This window comes from Bosea beijingensis (genome assembly GCF_030758975.1).
Taxonomy (GTDB): Bacteria; Pseudomonadota; Alphaproteobacteria; order Rhizobiales; family Beijerinckiaceae; genus Allobosea; species Allobosea beijingensis.
Genome location: NZ_CP132359.1, coordinates 4,575,133 through 4,597,674, shown reverse-complemented (window position 1 = coordinate 4,597,674; position 22,542 = coordinate 4,575,133). Strand labels below are relative to the sequence as shown.

Annotated in this window: 23 protein-coding genes and 1 tRNA gene; 19 read left to right on the top strand and 5 right to left on the bottom strand. The window is 67.7% G+C overall.

The features are described 5' to 3' along the window. The first annotated feature begins 37 nt into the window (after nucleotides 1–37). From Q9235_RS21900 to Q9235_RS21850, 11 genes are all read left to right on the top strand, one after another. Nucleotides 38–952: a branched-chain amino acid ABC transporter permease gene (locus Q9235_RS21900; RefSeq protein ID WP_306223909.1), complete on the top strand. Its 915-nt coding sequence runs from the start codon at nucleotides 38–40 to the stop codon at nucleotides 950–952. Next, nucleotides 945–1,967: a branched-chain amino acid ABC transporter permease gene (locus Q9235_RS21895; protein WP_306223908.1), complete on the top strand. Its 1,023-nt coding sequence runs from the start codon at nucleotides 945–947 to the stop codon at nucleotides 1,965–1,967. The genes Q9235_RS21900 and Q9235_RS21895 overlap by 8 nt, the downstream gene beginning before the upstream one ends. Then, nucleotides 1,964–2,716 (top strand): ABC transporter ATP-binding protein, encoded by a 753-nt coding sequence (locus Q9235_RS21890; protein ID WP_306223907.1) that lies wholly within the window; start codon nucleotides 1,964–1,966, stop codon nucleotides 2,714–2,716. Before Q9235_RS21895 ends, Q9235_RS21890 begins: the two co-directional genes overlap by 4 nt. Continuing rightward, a complete protein-coding gene (locus tag Q9235_RS21885) occupies nucleotides 2,716–3,417 on the top strand; it encodes an ABC transporter ATP-binding protein (RefSeq protein ID WP_306223906.1) in 702 nt (233 codons plus the stop codon). The genes Q9235_RS21890 and Q9235_RS21885 overlap by 1 nt, the downstream gene beginning before the upstream one ends. After that, complete coding sequence (locus tag Q9235_RS21880; RefSeq protein WP_306223905.1) at nucleotides 3,404–4,531, top strand: alpha/beta hydrolase; 1,128 nt, start codon at nucleotides 3,404–3,406, stop codon at nucleotides 4,529–4,531. Before Q9235_RS21885 ends, Q9235_RS21880 begins: the two co-directional genes overlap by 14 nt. Continuing rightward, the gene (locus tag Q9235_RS21875; protein ID WP_306223904.1) at nucleotides 4,528–5,343 is read left to right on the top strand and encodes an aspartate dehydrogenase; all 816 of its coding nucleotides are present in this window, start codon (nucleotides 4,528–4,530) and stop codon (nucleotides 5,341–5,343) included. The genes Q9235_RS21880 and Q9235_RS21875 overlap by 4 nt, the downstream gene beginning before the upstream one ends. Before the next feature lie 267 nt (nucleotides 5,344–5,610). Then, nucleotides 5,611–7,044 (top strand): NAD-dependent succinate-semialdehyde dehydrogenase, encoded by a 1,434-nt coding sequence (locus Q9235_RS21870; protein ID WP_306223903.1) that lies wholly within the window; start codon nucleotides 5,611–5,613, stop codon nucleotides 7,042–7,044. A gap of 62 nt (nucleotides 7,045–7,106) precedes the next feature. Continuing rightward, on the top strand, nucleotides 7,107–7,805 hold the full coding sequence (locus Q9235_RS21865) for an isochorismatase family protein (RefSeq protein ID WP_306223902.1): 699 nt from the start codon (nucleotides 7,107–7,109) through the stop codon (nucleotides 7,803–7,805). Nucleotides 7,806–7,955: 150 nt separating this feature from the next. After that, nucleotides 7,956–9,404 carry an efflux transporter outer membrane subunit gene (locus Q9235_RS21860; protein ID WP_306223901.1) on the top strand — a complete coding sequence of 483 codons (1,449 nt, stop codon included), beginning with the start codon at nucleotides 7,956–7,958 and terminating at the stop codon, nucleotides 9,402–9,404. Further along, nucleotides 9,401–10,606, top strand: coding sequence for an efflux RND transporter periplasmic adaptor subunit (locus tag Q9235_RS21855; RefSeq protein WP_306223900.1), 1,206 nt, complete (start codon nucleotides 9,401–9,403; stop codon nucleotides 10,604–10,606). The genes Q9235_RS21860 and Q9235_RS21855 overlap by 4 nt, the downstream gene beginning before the upstream one ends. A 10-nt stretch (nucleotides 10,607–10,616) precedes the next feature. Continuing rightward, nucleotides 10,617–12,569, top strand: a complete 1,953-nt coding sequence (locus tag Q9235_RS21850) for a MacB family efflux pump subunit (protein WP_306223899.1) — start codon at nucleotides 10,617–10,619, stop codon at nucleotides 12,567–12,569. Here Q9235_RS21850 and Q9235_RS21845 read toward each other — a convergent pair. Continuing rightward, on the bottom strand, nucleotides 12,566–13,471 hold the full coding sequence (locus Q9235_RS21845) for a LysR family transcriptional regulator (protein WP_306223898.1): 906 nt from the start codon (nucleotides 13,469–13,471) through the stop codon (nucleotides 12,566–12,568). The two genes, Q9235_RS21850 and Q9235_RS21845, sit on opposite strands and share 4 nt — an antisense overlap. An 88-nt stretch (nucleotides 13,472–13,559) precedes the next feature. Here Q9235_RS21845 and Q9235_RS21840 point away from each other — a divergent pair, with 88 nt between their 5' ends. Continuing rightward, nucleotides 13,560–14,582: a bile acid:sodium symporter family protein gene (locus Q9235_RS21840; RefSeq protein WP_306223897.1), complete on the top strand. Its 1,023-nt coding sequence runs from the start codon at nucleotides 13,560–13,562 to the stop codon at nucleotides 14,580–14,582. A 147-nt stretch (nucleotides 14,583–14,729) separates the two neighbouring features. Then, the gene (locus Q9235_RS21835; protein WP_306223896.1) at nucleotides 14,730–14,942 is read left to right on the top strand and encodes a DUF2934 domain-containing protein; all 213 of its coding nucleotides are present in this window, start codon (nucleotides 14,730–14,732) and stop codon (nucleotides 14,940–14,942) included. 31 nt (nucleotides 14,943–14,973) lie between these two features. On the opposite strand, the gene Q9235_RS21830 is transcribed toward Q9235_RS21835, so the two are convergent. Both Q9235_RS21830 and Q9235_RS21825 read right to left on the bottom strand, forming a co-directional pair. Next, nucleotides 14,974–15,255 (bottom strand): hypothetical protein, encoded by a 282-nt coding sequence (locus Q9235_RS21830; protein ID WP_306223894.1) that lies wholly within the window; start codon nucleotides 15,253–15,255, stop codon nucleotides 14,974–14,976. Nucleotides 15,256–15,338: 83 nt separating this feature from the next. Beyond that, nucleotides 15,339–15,548 (bottom strand): hypothetical protein, encoded by a 210-nt coding sequence (locus Q9235_RS21825; RefSeq protein ID WP_306223893.1) that lies wholly within the window; start codon nucleotides 15,546–15,548, stop codon nucleotides 15,339–15,341. Nucleotides 15,549–15,816: 268 nt separating this feature from the next. On the opposite strand from Q9235_RS21825, the gene Q9235_RS21820 reads away from it, so the two are divergent. Genes Q9235_RS21820 through Q9235_RS21810 form a run of 3 tightly spaced genes read left to right on the top strand, consistent with a single transcriptional unit; the run spans nucleotide 15,817 to nucleotide 19,647 of the window. After that, the gene (locus Q9235_RS21820) at nucleotides 15,817–17,316 is read left to right on the top strand and encodes a M81 family metallopeptidase (RefSeq protein ID WP_306223892.1); all 1,500 of its coding nucleotides are present in this window, start codon (nucleotides 15,817–15,819) and stop codon (nucleotides 17,314–17,316) included. A 22-nt stretch (nucleotides 17,317–17,338) separates the two neighbouring features. Then, a complete protein-coding gene (locus tag Q9235_RS21815; RefSeq protein ID WP_306223891.1) occupies nucleotides 17,339–18,499 on the top strand; it encodes a M20 aminoacylase family protein in 1,161 nt (386 codons plus the stop codon). Nucleotides 18,500–18,510: 11 nt separating this feature from the next. After that, on the top strand, nucleotides 18,511–19,647 hold the full coding sequence (locus tag Q9235_RS21810; protein WP_306223890.1) for a M20/M25/M40 family metallo-hydrolase: 1,137 nt from the start codon (nucleotides 18,511–18,513) through the stop codon (nucleotides 19,645–19,647). 196 nt (nucleotides 19,648–19,843) lie between these two features. Here the strand turns inward: Q9235_RS21810 and Q9235_RS21805 are convergent, their stop codons facing one another. Both Q9235_RS21805 and Q9235_RS21800 read right to left on the bottom strand, forming a co-directional pair. Continuing rightward, complete coding sequence (locus Q9235_RS21805; RefSeq protein ID WP_306223889.1) at nucleotides 19,844–20,122, bottom strand: hypothetical protein; 279 nt, start codon at nucleotides 20,120–20,122, stop codon at nucleotides 19,844–19,846. Between the two features lie 137 nt (nucleotides 20,123–20,259). After that, a tRNA-Ser gene (locus tag Q9235_RS21800) sits at nucleotides 20,260–20,349 on the bottom strand. 293 nt (nucleotides 20,350–20,642) lie between these two features. On the opposite strand from Q9235_RS21800, the gene rplU reads away from it, so the two are divergent. From rplU to Q9235_RS21785, 3 genes are all read left to right on the top strand, one after another. Beyond that, nucleotides 20,643–21,131, top strand: a complete 489-nt coding sequence (rplU, locus tag Q9235_RS21795; protein ID WP_306223888.1) for a 50S ribosomal protein L21 — start codon at nucleotides 20,643–20,645, stop codon at nucleotides 21,129–21,131. Between the two features lie 170 nt (nucleotides 21,132–21,301). Next, complete coding sequence (gene rpmA, locus Q9235_RS21790) at nucleotides 21,302–21,568, top strand: 50S ribosomal protein L27 (RefSeq protein WP_199085184.1); 267 nt, start codon at nucleotides 21,302–21,304, stop codon at nucleotides 21,566–21,568. 154 nt (nucleotides 21,569–21,722) lie between these two features. Next, nucleotides 21,723–22,415, top strand: a complete 693-nt coding sequence (locus Q9235_RS21785) for a GNAT family N-acetyltransferase (protein WP_306223886.1) — start codon at nucleotides 21,723–21,725, stop codon at nucleotides 22,413–22,415. Nucleotides 22,416–22,542 lie beyond the last annotated feature (127 nt).

The window sequence follows — 22,542 nt, the reverse complement described above, 5'->3', positions numbered from 1 at the left end:
ATCACACGCCTCTGCCGCCTGTCCGGATTTGGCAGTGATGACGCTCGTTCTCGAACAATTGCTCAACGGCCTGCAGTTCGGCGTGATGCTGTTCCTGCTCGCGGCCGGGCTGACGCTGATCTTTGGCATCATGGGGGTGATCAACCTCGCCCATGGCTCGCTCTACATGGTCGGCGCCTATGCCGCCGCCTTCGCCGCGGCGCAGACCGGCTCCTTCCTGATCGCCGTGCTCGCCGGCCTCGCCGCCGCAGCGTTCGTCGGCATGGCGATGGAGCTCGTCGTGCTGCGAAGGCTCTATGCGCGGGATCATCTCGACCAGGTGCTGGCGACCTTCGCGCTGATCCTGATCTTCAACCAGAGCGTGACGCTGCTCTTCGGGCGCCAGCCGCTCTTCGTCTCGGTGCCTCCGGCGCTGAACGGCTCCGTGCAGCTCCTGCCCGGCCTGACCTATCCGGTCTATCGGCTCGCGATCATCGCCGTCGGTCTTCTCGTCGCGCTCGGCCTCTATCTGCTGATCAACCGCACCCGCATCGGCATGCTGGTGCGCGCCGGCGCCACCCATCGCGAGATGGTGCGCGCGCTCGGCGTCGACATCCGCCTGCTCTACACCGCCGTCTTCGCGCTCGGCGCCCTGCTCGCCGGCCTCGCCGGCCTGATGGCCGGGCCGATCCTCGCCGTGCAGGTCGGCATGGGCGAGCAGATCCTGATCATGACCTTCGTCGTGGTGGTGATCGGCGGCGTCGGTTCGATTCGCGGCGCCTTCTTCGGCGCGCTGCTCGTCGGCCTCGTCGACACGAGCTTACGCGCCTTCGCGCCCGGCCTGCTGCGCCATGTCATGACCGGCTCGGAGGCGGATGCCCTCGGCGCCGGCCTCGCCTCGATGGGAATCTATCTGCTGATGGCGATCGTGCTGCTGGTGCGGCCCAAGGGACTGTTCCCCGCCCATGTCTGAGAACACCATCACCCACACGGATTCGGCCACCCCCGCACCGGGCCGCATCGTCGCGCTGCTGGCCCTCGCCGTCGTGCTGGTTGCCCTGCCCTTCGTCGTCCAGGCGATCGGCCAGCCGGCGCTGGTGCCGCTGGCGACGCGCGTGCTGATCTATGCCATCGCCGCCGCCAGCCTGAACCTCGCCCTCGGCTTCGGCGGGATGGTCTCGTTCGGCCACGCCGCCTTCTTCGGCATCGGCGGCTATGCGGTCGGCATCCTTTACCGCACCTTCGCCGACGACGCGCTCTTCCTCGGCTTCATCCCCGGCACGGACCAGTTGCTGATCACGCTGCCGGCCGCGATCCTCGTCGCCGGCCTCTTCGCCTGCGTGATCGGCGCGCTTTCGCTGCGTACCAGCGGCGTGCAGTTCATCATGATCACGCTCGCCTTCGCGCAGATGCTGTTCTTCCTCTTTGTCTCGCTCAAGGCCTATGGCGGCGATGACGGCATGACGATCCGCCGCCGCAATGCCCTGTTCGACCTCAACACCCGCGACGACGTCACCTTCTATTTCATCTGCCTCGCCATCGCGGCGCTTGTCTTCCTGGCGCTCTGGCGCATCGTCGGCTCGCGCTTCGGCATGGTTCTCGCAGGCATCCGCCAGAACGAGCGGCGCATGGCCGCGATCGGCATCGCGCCTTATCGCTACAAGCTCGCCGCCTTCGTCATTTCCGGGATGGGTGCCGGTCTCGCCGGCGCGCTGATGGCGAATTACCTGCGCTTCGTCAGCCCTGACATGCTGCACTGGACCAAGTCCGGCGAGCTGATGATCATGGTCATCCTCGGCGGCGTCGGCACCTTGCTCGGCCCGCTCCTGGGCGCCGCCGCCCTCGTCATCCTCGAGACCGTGCTGACGAGCTGGACCGAGCACTGGCAACTCGTGCTCGGGCCGATCCTGCTGCTCGTCGTGCTCTTCACCCAGGGCGGGCTCAACGGCCTGCTCTCCCGCGTCGGCCTCGGCAGGAGCGCGCCATGACCGCGACGCTTCTTTCCGTGCGCGGCCTGCGCAAGCGGTTCGGCGGGCTCATTGCCACCGACAGCGTCGATCTCGATGTCCACGATGGCGAGATCCATGCGCTGATCGGCCCCAACGGCGCCGGCAAGACCACGCTGCTGACCCAGCTCTTCGGCGAACTCTCGCATGACGAAGGCGCGATCACGCTGTCGGGCGAGGATATCGGCGCCCTGCCGACCGCCCAGCGCGTCCGGCGCGGACTCGCCCGCACCTTCCAGATCACCCAGCTCCTGCCGGACTTCACGATGCTCGACAATGTCGCGCTAGCCGTGCAGGCCCATGACGGCCATAGTTTCCGCTTCCTCGGCAATGCACGCCGCGACGAGAGCTTGCGTGCCCGCGCCCGCCAGCATCTCGCCACTGCGGGCCTCAGCCACCGCGCCGAGGTCAAGGTTGCCGATCTCTCCCATGGCGAGCAGAAGCAGCTCGAATTCGCGATCGCGCTCGCCTGCGAGCCGCGCCTGCTCTTGCTCGACGAGCCGATGGCGGGGCTCGGCCATGCCGAGAGCGAGCAGATGGTCGCGATGCTCTCCGCGTTGAAGGGCCGCGTCACCATGCTGCTGGTCGAGCACGACATGGAGGCCGTCTTCGCCTTGGCAGACCGCATCTCCGTGCTGGTCTATGGTCGCGTCATCGCCACCGGCACGGCCGAGCAGATCCGCGACAATCCGGAGGTCCGCACCGCCTATCTTGGCGAGGGAGACGCCTGATGCTGAGCGTGCGCAACCTGCAATCCGCCTATGGCCGGAGCCAGGTGCTGTTCGACGTCGCGCTCGACATCGCCGAGGGCGAGGTCGTGACCCTGCTTGGCCGCAACGGAATGGGCAAGACCACGACCGTGCGCTCGATCATGGGGCTGCTGGCGCCCAAGGGTGGCGACATCCGCTTCGAGAGCCGGGACGTGCGCGGCATCGCACCCGAGAAGATCGCCCGCTGCGGCATCGGCCTCGTGCCGGAAGGCCGACAGGTCTTCCCGACGCTGAGTGTGCGCGAAAACCTCGTCGCCACCGCCTCGAACCGGCTGAAGCGCTCCTCGCCATGGACGCTGGAACGGGTCTACGCCCTGTTCCCCCGCCTGCAGGAGCGCGCCGGCCAATCGGCCCGCACGCTCTCGGGCGGAGAGCAGCAGATGCTTGCGGTCGGCCGCGCCCTGATGACCAATCCCAAGCTCCTGATCCTCGACGAGGCGACCGAGGGCCTCGCGCCGGTGATCCGCGCCGAGATCTGGGGCTGCATCGAGGCGTTGAAGGCGCAAGGCCAGTCGATCCTGCTGATCGACAAGAACATCAATGTGCTGAAGCGCATCGCCGACCGGCACTACATCATCGAAAAGGGCCGCACGGTCTGGTCGGGCTCCAGCACCGACCTCGCAGCTAACGCGGAACTGGTGCATCGCTATGTCGGCGTCTGAGACGGAACTCCAAGAAATCGTCGCGCACAGCACCGAGACCGATCCGGTCGAGGCCCTGCGCGATGCGCTGGGCCATGTTCTGGCCGGGCTCATCGCCGCCGGCTGCGGCCCGCATCACCTGCGCGAGATGGTCTGGGAAACCGATCGGCCCGAAGCCTTCCATCTCTCCCGCCATACCGTCGAATTGGCCTATCGCGAGACCTTCGCCGGCTTCCGTCCGACCATCCGCCTTGTGCCCAGCGCCGAGCCCGGCCTGACAATCCGCGCGCGCCATGCTCCCGCACAACCGCTGCCCGATACGCTTGTCGATGGCTACAGCTTGCGCGAGCTCGGCCGGCAATACAGCCCGCGCCTGCAGGCCGACATGAAGGCGCTGTTCCGGCAATGGAGCCGCGACGGCGAGGCCTTCCGCGCCCGCCACGGCGCCGCCGATCTCGCCTATGGCTCCGGCCGTTTCGAGACGCTCGACCTCTACCGCCCGGCCGGCACAACGCGCGCGCCGATCTTCGTCTTCATCCATGGCGGCTACTGGCAGGCCTCGGACAAGGTCCAGCACGCCCAGTTTGCGCAAGGGCTGCTCGATGCAGGCTATGCCGTCGCCATGCCGAATTACGGGCTGGCGCCGGATACGCCACTGGAGGGCAGCATCGCCCAGAGTGTCGCCGCCCTGAACTTCCTCGTCCGTGAAGCCGATGCGCTTGGGCTCGATGCCGACAGCCTGCATATCTCCGGCCATTCCGCCGGCGGGCATCTCGCCGCTATGGTGCTCTGCGCCCCGGATACGCCGCCAATCGCCTCGGCCCTGCTGCTATCCGGCCTTTATCATCTCAATCCGCTCGGCCATCTGCCGCTCGGCCGCCTGCTCGGGCTCGACGATGCCGCGCGGGCCACGCGGCTCAGCCCCATCGCCCAGCCGCGTCCGCAGGCCACGCGGATCGCCTTCGCGGTCGGCGAAGGCGAGAGCGACGCCTTCAAGGCGCAATCGGCCGCGCTGGCCGCGACATGGCAGGCGCCGGCGCCCCTGATCTGCCCCGGCCATCATTTCAGCATGCTGGAAGGCCTCAATGGCGGCGCCCTGCTCCACCTCGCCCTGCGAACGGCGGAAGGCCGATGACCCGTCCCGCCAAGCCACTGCGCCTCGCCCTGATCGGCTGGGGCGCCATCAATCGCCGTGTCGCGGAATTGCTGGCGGAGAGAAGCAAAGGCGAAATCTCTATCGCTGCTGTCGCCGTCCGCAACGCTGCCGCAGCCACCGATATCCCGGCCGGCGCGAAGCTGATCACGACCCCCGATGAACTGGCGGGGCTCGACCTCGACCTCATCCTCGAGGCCGCAGGCCGCGAAGCGGTCGGCATCTGGGGCGAGTCCGCGCTTGCGCACGCTCCTGCCTTCGCCGTCGCCTCGACCAGCGCCTTCTGCGACGACGCCTTGCTCGCCCGCCTGATCGCTGCGGCCGAAAGCCGGGGCAGCCAGCTCCTGATTCCGCCGGGCGCGCTTGCCGGCATCGATGGCATCACCGCCGCCTCCCTGCTGCCGCTCGACGAGGTCGTCCATCGCATCGTCAAGCCGCCCGCTGCCTGGAAGGGGACCTCGGCCGAGAGCCTGATCGCGCTCGATGGACTCACCAAGCCAACGGCCTTCTTCTCCGGCACCGCCCGCGAGGCCGCCTCGCGCTTCCCGCAGAACGCCAATGTCGCGGTGATCTCGGCATTGGCCGGCATCGGACTCGACCGCACCCGCGTCGAACTCGTCGCCGATCCCGCCGCCGGCGGCAACGGCCACCAGCTCAGCGCACGCGGCGCCTTCGGCAAGCTCGACATCGCCATCGAGAACCGCCCGCTCGCCACGAACCCGAAATCGTCGGAGATGACGGCGCTGGGGTTGGTGAGGCTCATCGAGAACCGCGTAAGCACTCTGGTGCGCTGACCTTGTCTTGTCATTCCGGGCGCAGCGAAGCGAAGACCCGGAATCCACGATTGGGCGACGCGCCGTTGGGTGGATTCCGGATCTGTACCGCTTCGCGGCTTGTCCGGAATGGCAATGAGGCGGGCTCGCACCATTCATAACCATAACAATCTGAATTTATCTGATTTAGCCGACTGGATTACAGAATGACCCGCCACCTATGGTCCTTCTGAAGACGGCGGACACGCCGCGCAGAGACCGCTGAACGCATCGCCAGCCGAGGCTTCCATGACGACCTATCCCGATCTCAAGCTCTATATCGGCGGCGCCTGGCGGAAGACGGCGGAGGAGCAGCCGGTGCTCAACCCGGCCGATGAGAGCGTCATCGGCGCTGTGCCGCTGGCCGCTCAATCCGATCTCGACGATGCGCTGACGGCTGCCGCCGAGGGCTTCCGGGTCTGGAGCCGTATGGCCCCGCGCACCCGCGCCGAGATCATGCTGAAGGCCGCCGCGCTGATGCGCGAACGCGTCGAGGAGATCGCCCATTCGATCACGCTGGAGCACGGCAAGCCGCTGGCGCAGGCCCGGCTCGAAGTGGTCAGGGGCTGCGAGTTCTTCGAATGGGATGCGGCCGAGGGCCAGCGCGCCTATGGCCGCGTCATCCCGAGCGAGCCCGGCATCCGCTATGTCGTGATGCATCAGCCGGTCGGCACGGTCGCGGCCTTCTCGCCCTGGAATTTCCCGATGAGCCAGCCCTGCCGCAAGATCGCGGGCGCGCTCGCCGCCGGCTGCTCGATCATCATCAAGGCGGCCGAGGAGACGCCGGCCGGCGCCCTCCATATCGCGCGGGCCCTGCATGATGCCGGCGTGCCGCCCGGCGTGTTCAACCTCGTCTTCGGCGTGCCCGCCAGGATTTCGAGCTATCTCATCCCGCAGGCGCAGACCCGACTCGTCGCCTTCACCGGCTCGACTGCGGTCGGCAAGCACCTCTCGGAGCTTGCAGCCCGGCATATGACGCCGGTGCTGATGGAGCTCGGCGGCCATGCCCCGGTCATCGTCTGCGACGATGTCGACCCCATCGCCGCTGCCCATCTCTCCGCCACCCGCAAGGTCCGCAATGCCGGGCAGGTCTGCACCTCGCCGACGCGCTTCTTCGTCCAGCAGGATATCTACGAGCGCTTCACCAAGGCCTTTGTGGAAAAGGCGCAGGCCACGAAAGTCGGCAACGGCCTCGATGCCGGGACACAGATGGGGCCGGTCGCCAACCATCGCCGCATCGAGGCGCTGGAAGCGCTCACCGCCGATGCCCGCGCCCGTGGCGGGCGCGTCCTGACCGGCGGCGAGCGCCTTGGCAATCGCGGTTATTTCTTCCCGCCCACCGTCCTCACCGAGTTGCCCGACGATGCCCGCGCGCTGCGCGAGGAACCCTTCGGCCCGATGGCGATCATCAACCCCGTTCGCACGGTCGAGGAAGCCATCGAGAAGGCCAATTCCCTGCCTTTCGGGCTTGCGGCCTACGGCTTCACCCATTCGGCAGCCCGCGCCGACCAACTCGCCGAGGGCATCGAGTCAGGCAATGTCTCGATCAATACGCTGGAGGCCTCGGTCGCCGAGGTGCCCTTCGGCGGCGTCAAGGACAGCGGCTATGGCCGCGAGGGTGGCGCCGAAGGACTGGCGCACTATATGACCGTGAAGACGCTGTCTCACAGGATGGTCATCTGACAAGCCCTGAGCAAACCTGCGCGGCGATACCGGCCGCATTTCGGGTGAGCAAGGAGACGACGATGCATAGCGTGACGATAAGGCAGGAGATCATCGACCGCGTGATGGCGCGGCGCGGCCGGCTGCACCCTTTCGACAGCCTCGACCCGGCCCGTAGCGCGCTCATCGTCATCGACATGCAGAACACGTTCTGCGAGCCCGGCGCCCCGGCGGAGGTCGCGGCTTCGCGCGGCATCGTAGGCCCGATCAACCGGCTCGCCGCCGCGTTGCGGCCGCTGGGCGTGCCCGTGATGTGGGTGCTTCATGCGAACAACCAGAGCGCAGGACGCTCGGATTGGGAGCTGTTCTTCAACGGCTTCGTCGCCAATGACGTCCGCGCTCGAACGATCGAAAGCCTCGGGGCGGAACGCCAGACCGTCTGGAAGGAACTGGACGTCGATCCCGCCGACCGGATCGTGCTGAAGAACCGTTACAGCGCCATGATCGCCGGGTCCTCGCAGTTGGAGCGCATCCTGCGCAGCATGGGCATCGACACGCTGCTGATTGCCGGGACGAAGACGAACATCTGCTGCGAGTCGACCCTGCGCGACGCCATGATGCTGGATTTCAAAGGGATCATGGTCGAGGATTGCTGCGCGGCGCTTTCCGACGACGAACATCGCTCGGCGCTCGAAAACGTCATCCAGCAATTCGGAGACGTGGTGACCAGCGACGAGGTTGTCGCACGTATGCGCGCGCCGGGCGCCCGCACCACGATATGACGCCCTGCCTGACAGAACGGTAATCTGGTAGCCATCTGCCTGCCATTCTGCCAAAGGCAGAGTTCGGCGGATTGGCTATAGGGACTGAATCTTGCGTATTCATGCGGCTGAGAGGTGCCGGGCTCGGGTTTTCCCGGCATTCTGGCCGGAATGATTCGCTCCGTTACCATGGCCGTGCTGGCGCTGGGTCTTGGTGCCTGTGCGGTGGGACCGGACTATGCGCCGCCCACGCTCGACCTGCCGCAGCGCTGGAATGCGGCTGCGGCCAGCAAGACCTCGTTGCGACCGAGTGAATGGTGGCGCGGCTTCCGCGACCCGACGCTCAACGCGCTGATCGATCAGGCCATCGCCGGCAATCTCGACGTCGCGCAGGCCAAGGCCCGCATCCGCGAGGCGCGTGCGTCCCGCGAGCAGGCGGTCGGCGCGCTCTTCCCGCAGGTCGATGGCGGCGCCTCTGCCAGTCGCTCGCGCTCGTCCACCGTCACCCGCAACAGCTTCCGCGCCGGCTTCGACGCCTCCTGGGAACTCGACCTGTTCGGCGCGCGCGACCGCGCCGTCGAGGCTGCGACCTATGGCACGGATGCCGCCTTCGACGATCTCGACACGGTCATGCTGACGCTGATCGGCGATGTCGCCTCGACCTATGTCGAGGCGCGCGGCCTGCAGGCGCGGATCGTCCTCGCCCGCAGCACGGCCAAGACCCAGCGCGAGACCGAGGCGCTGACCCGCACCCGCTTCCAGGCCGGCGACATCTCGGCGATCGACACCGCCCGCGCCACCGCACAGGCCGCGAGCACTGAGGCGCAGATCCCCGCGCTCGAAGCCTCGCTCGCCCAGAGCCAGCATCGTCTTGCCGTGCTGACCGGCCGCCCGCCGGCCGCCATGGCCGGCTATTTCAGTCGCACGGCGGCCGTCCCCGGCACGCCTGCCCCGCCGCGCGCCGGCATCCCGGCCGATGTGCTGCGTCGCCGCCCGGATGTCCGCTCGGCCGAGCGCGTGCTCGCCCAAGTGACCGCCCGTATCGGCCAGGCCGAGGCCAATCGCTATCCGTCGGTCTCGCTGACCGGCAATATCTCGACTTCGGCGCTGAAGCTCGGCGATCTCGCCAAGAACAGTGCCATCGGCTGGTCAATCGGCCCGAGCCTCAGCGTGCCCATCTTCAATGGCGGCGAACTCGCGGCAGCAGTGGATGCGGCCCGCGCCCGGCGCGACCAGCAGGACGCGGCTTTGCGCCTCGCGGTGCTGACCGCGCTGCAGGATGTCGAGGACAATCTAGTCGGCTTGCGGCAGCAGCGGCTCAGGCTCGGCAGCCTGACCGAGGCCGCCCGCGCCTCCGGCGAAGCCGCGCGGCTCTCCCGCGCACTCTATACGGCGGGCACGGCGAGCTTCCTTGATGTGCTCGAAGCCCAGCGCACGCTCTACGCATCGGAGGAATCGCTGATCCAGAGCCGGGTTGCGCTCGCCACGAGCTTCATCGCGCTCAACAAGGCGCTGGGCGGCGGCTGGCTGAGGCCGGTCGAGGTCTCGGCCCCGGCCGTCATCGACGCGGAGACCGGTCCGCGCCTGCGCATTCTTCCCGTCGAGGAGCCGCAACCATGAGGCTGCGCCGCCTCCTTATTCCCGCCCTGATCCTCGCGGCCGCCGGCGGCTACTATGTCTGGCAGGCCCGCCAGCCCTCGCCGGCCGAGACGGTGAGCCTGCCGAGCAGCGAAGCGGTGATGGGCAATGTCGAGGAAGCGGTGCTCGCCTCCGGCGCGCTGGAGCCTGTCCGGCAGGTCAGCGTCGGCGCGCAGGCGACCGGCCGCATCGTCTCCCTGAAGGTCAAGCTCGGCGACAATGTCGCGACGGGCGACCTCATCGCCGAGATCGACGGCATCACCCAGCAGAACGCGCTGCGCTCGGCCGAGGCCGATCTGGCCGCCCTCAAGGCCCAGCGCGCCGAGCGCAGCGCCAGCCTCGCCTATGCCCAGGCCGTGCTCGCCCGGCAGAAACAGATGGTCGGGCAGAACGCCGTCTCGCGCGACGCCTTCGAGAATGCCGAGATGACGGTGAGCGTGACCCGCGCCCAGATCGAGTCGCTCGATGCGCAGATCCAGTCGAGCCAGGTGAAGGTCGAGGACGCCCGCGCCAAGCTCGGCTATACCCGCATCACCGCGCCGAGCCCCGGCACGGTGCTGGCCATCGTCGCGCAGGAAGGCCAAACGGTGAATGCCGTGCAATCCGCGCCGACGGTCGTGGTGCTCGGCGACGTTTCGACCATGACGGTGAAGGCCAAGATCTCGGAAGCCGACGTGCTCCGGGTCAAGGCCGGCCAGGAGGTCTATTTCAGCGTGCTCGGCGCGCCCGAGCGGCGCTTCCCTGGCAAGATATCCTATGTCGAGCCGGCACCCGATACGCTGAAGACGCAGAACATGACGTCGTCCTCCAGCGCGAGCAGCTCGTCCTCGGCCGCCAGCACCAGCGCGGTCTACTACAACGCGCTGTTCGAGGTGCCGAACCCGGAAGGCCGATTGCTGACCTCGATGACGGCACAGGTCACCGTCATCGTCGGGCGGGCCGAGAGCGTCGTCACCATTCCCTCGACCGCGGTGCGGCGCCGCGGGCCCAATGCCTTCGTCGATGTGCTCGGCCCCGACGGCAAGTCGGAACAGCGCAAGGTCACGACCGGGCTCGACAACAAGATCGTGGTCGAGATCACCTCCGGCCTGAAGGCGGGCGAGCGCGTCGTCACCACGCGCAGCAGCGGCGGCCCGGATGCGACGCGCCCGACGCGCGCCCGGCGCTCGCCCTTTGGTTTCTGAGGCGATCGCGATGGGCAAGCCGCTCATCCGCCTCGCTGGCGTCCGGCGCGATTTCGGCGAGGGCGAGGCCGCGGTCGCGGCGCTCGACGGTGCCGACCTCGTCATCGAGGCCGGCGAGATGGTCGCGATCGTCGGCCAGTCCGGCTCCGGCAAGTCGACGCTGATGAACATCATCGGCTGCCTCGACCGGCCGACCGGCGGCAGCTACGAGATCGACGGTCGTCCGACCCGCGACCTCGACCCGGATGAACTCGCCCGGCTCCGGCGCGAGTATTTCGGCTTCGTGTTCCAGCGCTATCACCTGCTCTCCGAGCTGACGGCACTCGCCAATGTCGAGGTGCCCGCGATCTATGCCGGCGTGCCGCCCGGCCCACGCCAGAGCCGCGCCGCGAAGCTGCTGGAGCGCCTGGGCCTGGCCTCGCGCGCGACGCACCGCCCCTCGGAACTCTCAGGCGGCCAGCAGCAGCGCGTCTCGGTGGCGCGCGCCCTGATGAACGGCGCCCGCGTCCTCCTCGCCGACGAGCCGACCGGTGCGCTCGACCGCAAGAGTGGCGAGGAGATGCTGGCCCTGATCGAGGAACTGAACCGCGAGGGCCATACCGTCATCCTCGTCACCCACGACATGAATGTCGCGGCGCGCGCCCATCGCATCATCGAGCTCAGCGACGGCCGGATCATCGACGACCGCGGCACTGCGCCACGCTCGGAAGCCGTGCCGCCGCCCTCCCCCGTGCCAGCCCCGGCGGGCCGCGTGCGCGCCGGCTTCGGCCGGCTCAAGGAGGCCTTCGGCATGGCCGTGCGCGCCATGGCCGCCCATAAGCTGCGCACGACGCTCACCATGCTCGGCATCGTCATCGGCATCGCCGCCGTGGTCAGCGTCGTCGCGCTCGGCGAAGGCGCCAAGCAGAACGTGCTCCAGAACATCTCGGGCCTCGGCACCAACACGCTGGAGATCTTCCCCGGGGCAAGCTTCGGCGACACACGCTCCGGACGGGTCAAGACGCTGACCGTGCTCGACGCGCAGGTGCTGGCCGGCCAGCCCTATGCCGCAAGCGTGACGCCGACCGTGACCACGAGCGCAACGATCCGGCTCGGCAATGTCGAGGCGACGGCGCAGGTCAACGGGGTCAGCGAGCGCTATTTCGACGTGCGCGGCAGCGTGCTGACGCGCGGCTCCTTCTTCACCGCCGAGGATGTCCGCACGCTGGCACAGGACGTCGTCATCGACGAGAACGCGCTCGGCGTGCTCTTCCCGAACGGCACCGCCAACCCGATCGGCACGGTCATCCTGATCGGCGCCGTGCCCTGCCGCATCGTCGGCGTGATGCGCCAGCAGCAGGGCGGCTTCGGCGGCAGTCAGAACCCGCAGGTCTTCCTGCCCTACAGCTCGGTGCAGGGCCGCTTCCTCGGCGACCTCTCGCTGCGCTCGATCACGCTGCGCGTCGACGACGACACACCGATGGCGGCGGCGCAGGAGGCGGTGACGGAGCTCCTGACCCATCGCCACCGCGCCAAGGACTTTTTCATCTTCAATCAGGACGAGATCCGCAACACCATCACCGCGACCACGCAGACGCTGACGCTGATGATCTCCTCGATCGCCGTCATCTCGCTCCTGGTCGGCGGCATCGGCGTGATGAACATCATGCTGGTCTCGGTGATCGAGCGCACCGGCGAGATCGGCCTGCGCATGGCGGTCGGCGCGCGCCGCAGCGACATCATGCAGCAATTCCTGATCGAGGCCTCGCTGGTCTGCTTCATCGGCGGCGCGCTCGGCATCGGGCTGGCGCTCGCCATCGGCTACGGCTTCGAGGCCTCGGGCGCGCAGATGAGGTTCATCTATTCCGGCGAGGCCTTCGCCGTCGCGATCGCCTGTTCCACCCTGATCGGCCTGACCTTCGGCTTCCTGCCGGCCCGCAACGCCGCGAAGCTCGATCCGGTCGCGGCGTTGGCGCGCGACTAGCCGCGCCCGCTGCGGCGCGGTGCCTCCGGCATGAGGCGCCCGGCGCTCGAAAGAATGCTGTCGGCCAGTGCCCGCGCCGCGGCCTGATGCGACTGCCCACCGATGACGACGAACTCGATCGTGCCCAGCGGCGGCAGCGCCTCGCGCGGCTCGACCTCGGCGAGGCCCTGCGGGATCAGGCGGGCCGAATGCGCGGTGATGCCGAGCCCCGCCACCGTCGCCGCGCGCAGGCCCGCAAGGCTGCCGCTGGTGCAGGCGACGCGCCAGGCCCGGCCCGCCCGCTCCAGCGTCTCGATTGCATGGACGCGCGTGATGCTCGGCGGCGGATAGAGCACGAGCGGCACGACCGGCTGCTCGGCCAGCCGCGCGCCGGGTCGCCCGGCCCAGACGAGGCGCTCCTGCCAGGCGACCTCGCCGCGCGCATCGCCCTTGCGCCGCTTGGCGAAGATCAGGTCGAGGTCGCCCGCGTCATATTGCTCGTAGAGCAGGCCGCTGAGGCCGACCGTCAATTCCAGATCGATCGCATGATGCTGCATGGCGAAGGCAGCCAGGATCTCCGGCAGCGCCGTATAGGCGAAATCCTCGGAGACCCCGAGCCTGAGCCGCCCGCGCAGGGTCGATCCCGCAAGATAGCGCTCGATTCTTTGCCCCGCTTCGAGCGCCTGCCGGGCGAAGGGCAGGATCGCGTCCGCATCCGGCGTCGGCCGCACGCCATGGGTGTCGCGCTCCAGCAGGCGCCGGCCCAGGCGCTTCTCCAGCCGCGCGACATGCTGGCTCACCGAGGATTGGCGCAGACCGAGCTGGCGAGCAGCCTCGGTGAAACTCAGCGTCTCGCAGACCTTCAGGAAGCTTTGCATGAGGATCGGATCGAGGGGCTTCGGATCGGAATTGGTGCTCATCATGATACATCATAGCCGATATCCGCATCAGTCGGGATCAAAATGAACGTGGCTGGGATTACAACGCGGCACTCCGCCACAAGGACCGCAGATGATCCGCCGCACCCTCGCCCGCTTCGGCATCGATCCCTACCTGATCGCTTTGATGGCGACCGTCGCGATCGCGGCCGTGTTCCCGGCGCATGGCGAAGGCGCGGTGATCGCCAATGACGCCGTCTCGATCGCCGTCGCGCTGCTGTTCTTCCTCTATGGCGCGAGGCTGTCGCCGGCTGCGGTCTGGGAAGGTCTGCTGCATTGGCGCCTGCAATCGCTGGTCTTCGCCAGCACCTATGTGTTGTTTCCGATCCTCGGCCTTGTGCTTGCTCGTGTCTTCGCCGGCGTCCTGCCATCGGAACTGATCGCCGGGCTGATCTTCGTCTGCATCCTGCCCTCGACCGTGCAATCCTCGATCGCCTTCACCTCGATCGCGCGCGGCAATGTCGCGGCGGCCCTGTGCAGCGCCTCGGTCTCCAACCTCTTCGGGATGGTGCTGACGCCGCTGCTGGTCGTGCTGCTGCTCGATTCGAAAGGCGGCGGCTTCAGCACGCGCGCCGTCGAAAGCATCGCCCTGCAATTGCTGCTGCCCTTCCTCGTCGGGCAATTGCTGCGCCGCTTGATCGGGCCGTTCCTGCAACGCCACAAGGCGCCGATCTCGCTGGTCGATCGCGGCTCGATCCTGCTCGTCGTCTACGCCGCCTTCAGCGAGGGCATGGTCGCCGGCATCTGGTCGCAGGTCACGCTCGCCGATCTCGGCCTCGTCATCGCACTCGATGTCGCTCTGCTCGCCGCTGTGCTGGCGATCACGACCTTCGCCAGCCGGCGCCTCGGCTTCTCGAAGGAGGACGAGATCGCCATCGTCTTCTGCGGCTCGAAGAAGAGCATGGCGAGCGGCATCCCGATGGCGAATATCCTGTTCCCCGGCCAGGCGCTCGGCCTGATCGTGCTGCCGCTGATGCTGTTCCACCAGGCTCAGCTCTTCGCCTGCGCGGTTCTGGCCCAGCGCTATGCCCGCCGTCCTCTCCAGCCGAAAACCGAAACGACCGGCGAAGCGGAGATGGCCACAGCAAAGGCCTGACTATCCCGCCCGCTCCGGGCGGATCTTTCATCGCGCGCGGGAACACCCCGGTCGATCCGTGGTTGTTCCTCTACACGGCAAGGCCGTCACCCTCTCCGAAACCAGGATTCCCCGATGCGCTTCGGGGAGCGATCATGGAGGCGAGACATGAAGCAGGACGACAAGACCCAGCACGAAATCCGGAAGATTGCCTACGGGCTCTGGATCAAGGACGGCCAGCCCGAGGGCCGCGACCGCGAGCACTGGGAAGCCGCCAAGGAAATCTGGGCCTTCCGCAGCCACAACCACGTCCTCGACGAATCCGACGATTCCGCCGCCGGAACGGCGAAAAAATCCCGCCAGGCCTCAAGCGCGAACTGACGCCCGGACAGGGCCCCCCCGCGCCGGTCCGTCAGGGGCAGGCGTAGCCGTTCGGGCTGGGCTGGCAACGCGCGCCCGTGGGCAGCACCAGCGCCCCGCGCTCGCGCTTCACATAGTCCCCGTTCGGCAGCGTAAAGCCGCCGGTATAGTCCGGCGTGACCCGCGTGCCGTCGGGCAGCACGAGCTGCGCGCCCTCGCGAACGATATGCTTGGCGGGAACCGCCGCGGGCTGCGCGACCGGCTGGGGGCGGGATGAAACGCAGCCGGCGGCCAAAACGGCAACCACGCTGGCGACAATCGAGATCCTGATCATGGGCCCATCTTTGCCGCGCCTGCCGGCGGCGCGCAACCCTGCCTGCGAAGGGGGATGCCCCCAGCGCAGCCTTCGTTGCAAGCTTAACCGGCTTCGCCGGAGCGACCCTGCGAAACCGTCGCCGACTGTCGCTCGGCGGCGCGGTCGAGGCATTCGGCCATCTGGGCCGTGCCCCAGCCGAATTTCGAGCATTCGGCCGTGCCGACCGTGTAGTCCCGCACGGGGTGGTTGGATTCCGGCGTGCCGTTGCAGCCGGTGAGAGCCAAGGTGATGATGGCGAGCGCCAATCTCATTGGTTGCCTCCTTGCTGTGGGAAGGGCGATTAAGGCGTAAACCTCCGGATCGGTTCAACCCCATTCGACGTCGCAGGCACGTATCCGCATGTTGGGTTAGTTTTGCGCCCCACTTCGCTTGCGGCTTGCGGGGGTCTTGGCGGCCCTCCTCTGAGCACCGGCCGGCCGAGCGCAGCCCCACCATTTGGCCATGCCCGGGCCGGCGCTTTTGCGTGTTGGAGAGCACGGCCGCCTGTGATTACCTCGGCGCCAGCCGAGGGGAGGCCCCATGCCGCGTCGCATCGCATTTGGCGGATTTCTGCACGAGACCAACACCTTCGCGCCCAGCATGGCCGGAATGGAGGCCTTCCTGCAGGGCGGCGGCTGGCCGCCGCTGGCGCGCGAGGAGGCGATCTCTGCGGCCGTGCAGAACGTCAATGTCGGCGCGGCCGGCTTCGTCGACAGCGCCCGCGGCCGGGATTGGGAGATCGTGCCGACGCTCTGGTGCGCGGCAAGCCCCTCCGCCCATGTCACGACAGAGGCCTTCGAAGCCATCGCCGGCGAGCTGGTCGAGCGCCTCGCTGCGGCGCTGCCGCTGGACGGCGTTTATCTCGACCTGCACGGCGCCATGGTCACCGAGGGCCACGATGACGGCGAAGGCGAATTGCTGCGGCGGGTGCGCGCCGCGATCGGCCCGGACGTTCCGCTCGTCGTCAGCCTCGACCTGCATGGCAATGTCACGCCATTGATGATGGCGATGGCCGATGCGCTCGTGGCCTACCGCACCTATCCGCATGTCGACATGGCCCTGACCGGCAGCCGCACGACCGATGTGCTGGCGCAATTGATCGAGACGGGCGCCCGCCCGGCAAAGGCCTTCCGGCAGGTACCCTATCTCATCCCCATCGCCTGGCAGGCGACGGCGATGGAGCCCTGCCGCACCATTTATGCCGAGCTCGCCGCGCTCGAAGGCCCGGCCGTGCCGACGCTGTCCTTCCTGCCCGGCTTCCCGGCCGCGGATTTCCCCGATTGCGGCGCGACCGTGCTGGCCTATGGCGCGACGCAGGCCGATGCCGACCGTGCGGCCGATGCCGTGCTGGCTCGCGTGATGGCGAGCGAAGCCGCCTTCAAAGGCCGGGTCTTCTCGCCCGAGGACGGCGTGGCGGAGGCGATGCGGCTAGCCGGGACGGCGACCAAGCCCGTCGTCATCTCCGATACGCAGGACAATCCCGGCGCCGGCGGCGATTCGGACACGATGGGCATGGCCCATGCCCTGGTGCAGGGCGGCGCTGAGCGCGCTGCCATCGGCGTCATCGTCGATCCTGCTGCAGCCCAAGCCGCGCATGCCGCCGGTGAAGGCAGTACGATCGCGCTGTCGCTCGGCGCGAAATCCGGCATCCCCGGCGACAAGCCGCTCGACGGCGAGTTTCTGGTCGAGAAGCTGTCGGACGGGCGCTTCATCGCGCCGGGCCCGTTCTACGGGGGATCGCGCATGAATCTGGGGCCGAGCGCCTGCCTGCGCATCGGCGATGTCCGCATCGTCGTCGGCTCGCGCAAGGCGCAGATGGCCGATCAGGCGATGTACCGGCAAGTCGGGATCGAGCCGACCGAGCAGGCCATCCTCGTCAACAAGAGCTCGGTGCATTTTCGCGCCGATTTCGAACCGATCGCCGAGACGATCCTTGTCTGCGCCGCACCGGGGCCGATGCCGGTCGATCCGGCCGCCCTGCCCTGGCGCCGTTTGCGTCCCGGCCTGCGCACCTCGCCCCTCGGCCAACCCTTCGCCTGAACATCCGACTTCTGGAGCCGCCATGCCCGCCCTGCCTGAGATCCTGTCCTTCACGGACGAGCTCGTCGCCATCCGCCGCGATCTCCATGCCCATCCCGAGATCGGCTTCGAGGAAGTGCGCACCTCCAGCATCGTCGCGGAGAAGCTCGCCGCCTGGGGCATCGAGGTCCATCGCGGCATCGGCAAGACCGGCCTGGTCGGCATCCTCCACGGCACCGGCGGGCCGGGCCGCCGCATCGGCTTGCGTGCCGACATGGACGCGCTGCCGATCCAGGAGATCACCAACCTGCCCTGGCGCTCGACCGTCGCCGGCAAGATGCATGCCTGCGGCCATGATGGACACACCACCATGCTGCTCGGCGCGGCCCGCTACCTTGCCGAGAATCGCGGCTTCAAGGGCACGGCCGTCTTCGTCTTCCAGCCGGCCGAGGAAGGGCTCGGCGGCGCGCGCAGCATGATCGCCGAGAAGCTGTTCGAGCGCTTCCCCTGCGACGAGATCTATGGGCTTCACAATTCGCCCGATCTCGATCCCGGCCAGATCTCGATCTTCCCCGGCCCCGCCATGGCCGGCGCCGATTTCTTCGACATCAAGATCACCGGCCGCGGCAGCCATGGCGCCATGCCGCATATGGGGCGCGATCCGATCGTCGTGGCGATGAGCCTCGCCAATGCGCTGCAGACCATCGTCAGCCGCAATGCCGATCCGCGCGAGGCCGCCGTGCTCTCGATCACGCAGATCCATGCCGGCTCGGCCTATAACGTTATCCCGGAGGAGGCGGTGCTGGCCGGCACGATCCGGACCTTCTCGCCGGAGATCGGCGCGCTGGTCCGCGACCGCATGCGCGAGATTGCCGCCGGCACGGCGGCAAGCTTCGGCGTCACCATCGAGGTCGATATCCGCAACATCTTCAACGTGCTGGTCAATCACGAGGCGCAGACCGACGCCGTCCTCGCCGTAGCCGCCGAGATCGTCGGCAGCGAGGGCGTGCTGACCGACGGCAAGCCGCTGATGGGCAGCGAGGATTTCGCCGACATGCTGCGCGTCGTGCCCGGCGCCTATGCCTGGGTCGGCCATGCCGGCACGGTGCCGGTGCATAATCCGTCCTATGTCCTCGACGACGGTATCCTGCCGGTTGGCGCCAGCCTGCTGGCCCGGCTCGTCGAAACCCGCACCGCTGCCTGAGGGCCGACATCATGGATCTCGCCCGCCTGCCGCTCGACACCGAGGCCATGCTCGCGGGCCTGCGCCCCTGGATCGAGTGTGAGAGCCCGACTTTCGATCCCGCCGCCGTCAACCGGATGATGGACCTCGCCGCTGCCGATACCGCGGCGGCCGGCGCGACCATCACCCGCATCCCCGGACCTGAGGGGCTCGGCGACTGCGTGCGCGCGACGTTCCCGCATCCGCGCCAGGGCGAGCCCGGCATTCTGGTGATGTCGCATCTCGACACGGTGCATCCGGTCGGGACGCTGGCGAAGCTGCCCTTCCGCCGCGATGGCGGACGTTGCTACGGGCCGGGCATTCTCGACATGAAGGGCGGGGCCTATGCCGGGCTGCAGGCGATCATCGCGCTGGCAAAGGCAGGCGTCGCAACGCCGCTGCCGATCACGGTGCTCTACACCTCGGACGAGGAGATCGGCAGCCCCGGTACGCGCGAGCTGATCATGGAGGAGGCGCGGCGCCACCGCTATGTGCTGGTGCCGGAGCCCGGCCAGCCGGGCGACGGCGTCGTCACCGGGCGCTATGCCATCGCCCGCTTCAATCTCGCAGCCGAGGGCCGGCCGAGCCATGCTGGCTCACGCCTGAAGGACGGGCGTTCCGCCATCAGCATGATGGCCCGGCAGCTCCTTGCCATCGAAGGGATGACCGGCGAGGACTGCACCTTCTCGGTCGGCGTGATCCAGGGCGGGCAATGGGTCAATTGCGTACCGACATCCTGCCGGGCCGAGGCGCTGAGCATGGCCAAGCGGCAGGACGATCTCGATCGCGGCGTCGAGCGAATGTTAGCTCTGTCGCAGCGCGAGGCCGACGGCACAGGCTTCACGGTCGAGCGCGGCGTAACCCGCCCGGTCTGGGAACCGGACGAAGGCACGATGGCGCTCTACCGGCAGGCACGCAGCATAGCGGCTGAGCTTGGCTGGGACCTCAGCCATGCCTCGGCCGGCGGCGGCTCGGATGCCAATTTCACCGGTGCGGCCCGTATCCCCTCGCTCGACGGCCTCAGCCTGCTCGGCGCCGGCTATCACACGCTGGAAGAGCATATCGAGGTGGACAGCCTTGCCCGGCGCACCCGCCTGATCGCCGGCCTGCTCGCGCGGCTTGCGGATTGACCGCACGGCCGCGGCGACGGGCTCGGTCTGCCGAGGCCCCTACGCGGACCCGCGCGTGGCCCTTCGGATGAGGCTCATGGGGTCCCGGCCCGTTCGTTTCGTGCCGCCCCGAACGAGCGCCCGGGTTGCGGGATATGACGTCCGCCCGGCGCTTCGCCAAGGAGATGGGCATCGCCTGAAGCGAAACGGAAGCTTCCTATCGTAAGGCCCGCTTCTTGCGATCATCCTTGGCCGGTTCCGCGGCCGACTTCGTCGACCGGGTCAGCGTCGTAATCGCCAGCGGAGGCTTGCCGGATTTTTCCGAAATGATCCGATCCTGCTCGGCTATCGCGTCGCGCGCAGGCTCATCGCCATCCAATCCGCCGAGCAATTCGGTCGGAACACGTCGGTTCGAGGTCCTTGAGCCATCCTCATAGACGACATCGAACATCGTGAATTCAGCTTCCAGGGCTTTTGACTTTGAGCGCTTCGCCATTGGAGTTTCCTTTGACGCCAAGCCGTCTGCGTTTGCCGGCTTCCGTCCATGCCTTCGAGAAAGTGGGGGATAAATCGAGGAAGCGCGCCGAAGCGCCAGAATGACGCTAACGATTTCAATTTGTTAGCGCGAGGAAGTGGCGGACAGGGAGGGATTTGAACCCCCGATACCCTTGCAGGTATGCCGCATTTCGAGTGCGGTGCATTCAACCACTCTGCCACCTGTCCGCGGTCGCCTTCGGTCGAAGCGAGGCGCTTGTTACACAAGCCGCGCCCAGGGGGCAAGCCTTACTACCCAGAGAAATCCACTCTTCACAGCCGCTTTCGCTTGACCTCACCCGGCCTTGCGACTATCGAGCACCGTCCGGCGTGGGGAAACCCGCGCCCGATCTCTTTTGGCATGTGCGCTGCGTCGCATGCCGGCAAGAGCAAGCCAGACCACGCAATCGACTGCCAAAAAGCCGTCCCGCGGGCCTCCATCCGGAAGCTGCGACAGGACGGGGCCGAACATGGAGGACAAAATGTTCGCAGTCATCAAGACCGGCGGGAAGCAGTTCCGCGTTACCGCCAACGACAAGATCACCGCTGCCAAGATCGAGGGCAACGCCGGCGACACCGTCGCGTTCGACTCGGTGCTGATGCTCACCGAGGGCGAGAAGACCACGCTCGACGCCAAGGCCCTCTCCGAGATCACCGTCGTCGGTGAGATCGTCGAGCAGGCCCGTGGCGAGAAGGTCATCGCCTTCAAGAAGCGCCGCCGCCAGAACTCCAAGCGCAAGCGCGGCTTCCGCGCCGAGCTGACGGTCATCCGCATCACCGACATCCTCACCGGCGGCAAGAAGCCGGAGATGAAGAAGGCCGATGCCGCCGCTGCTCCGGCCGCCGCCAAGGCGAAGGCTGCGCCGAAGGCCGCCAAGGCCGAGGCTGGCGAGGCGGCTGAGAAGCCGAAGAAGGCCGCGGCCAAGAAGGCCCCTGCCAAGAAGGCCAAGGACGAGGCGTCCGAGGCCTGAGACCGGGTTTCCCGGCGCAGATAATCCGCGCCGGATCACCATCCCCGGGACTGCTCGTCCCGGTCTGTCGCTCCTGACAGAATGGTGCTCCGGCATTTCGTATCCGAGACGGGTGGCTTTCGCCGCCGATTCGGGTTAGAGAGACACGACAAGTTTTGAGGTAGGGCGTTATGGCTCACAAAAAGGCAGGCGGCTCGTCGCGTAACGGCCGTGATTCTGAAAGCAAGCGCCTCGGCGTGAAGAAGTTCGGCGACCAGGCGGTCGTTTCCGGCAACATCATTATTCGTCAGCGCGGCACCAAGTGGCATGCCGGCGCCAATGTCGGCATGGGCAAAGACCATACCCTCTTTGCGACGACGAATGGCCGAGTCCGATTCACGACGAAACTCGGCCGAGCTTTCGTGAACGTAGTCCCGGCCCAAGAGGCCGCAGAGTAAAAGGCGGATAGGGAATTCTCTCGATCCGCCGGTTCCATCGAACCGAACGGATCAAGGGTTAAACGGCCCGAATAGGGTCTCCCGAAGGTCAGCGAAGGGGAGATGGGACCAAAGTCCCAGCTCCCTTTTTCGTTTGCGCCGACGGAGAGACGATATGTTCCCCGAACTGACCCGCGACGATGTCTTCCGGCTCGAGACCCGCCGTCTCTGGCTGCGTTGGCCCCGCATGGCCGATGCCAATGCCATCCTGCGCCTTGCCGGCGAGAAAGCGGTGGCGGAGATGACGGCATCGATTCCCCATCCCTACCCGCCCCAGGCGGTCGAGCCCTTCATCTTCGGGGCCCGCAAGGGCAATGCCCTGGGCGAGCATCTCGCGCTGGCCATCACCCCCCGCTCGAAGCCCAACGAACTGATCGGCATGGTCAGCGCGCACAGGCAGGCGACGGGCGTGCCCTTCATCGGCTACTGGCTCGGCACCCCGCATTGGGGCAAGGGCTACGCGACCGAGGCGGTGCAGGGGTTGATCGACAGCCTGTTCTCGCTGATCGAGCTGCCGGCGATCGAGGCGGATACCCGCGTCATCAACCCGGCCTCGCGGCGGGTGCTGGAGAAGTCCGGCTTCCGCTCCGAGGGCTCGTTCCTGAAGTCGCTGCCGGCGCGTGGCGGACTTTTCCCGTGCGAGCAGTTCCGGCTCGACCGCTCGACCTGGGCGGCCCTGAAGAGCTGGAGCGCCAGCGGCTGGGCGCATGCGCCCGATCCGGAGGCGGACGAGGAGCCGGCACGCGCGCCGGCGCTCGGCATACCCCCGCGCCGCCAGCAGGAACAGGCCGAGCCCTGCCCGGCCTGATTACTCGGCATCGGGCTGTACAACCCGAAGAAGTGGCGGCCAGAGACCGCCACTTCTTTTGCTGTCGGAACGGTGCAACTCGTTAAAATGCGAGCGAATTCGATCACCTTCAGTGAAGCCTCCGGCT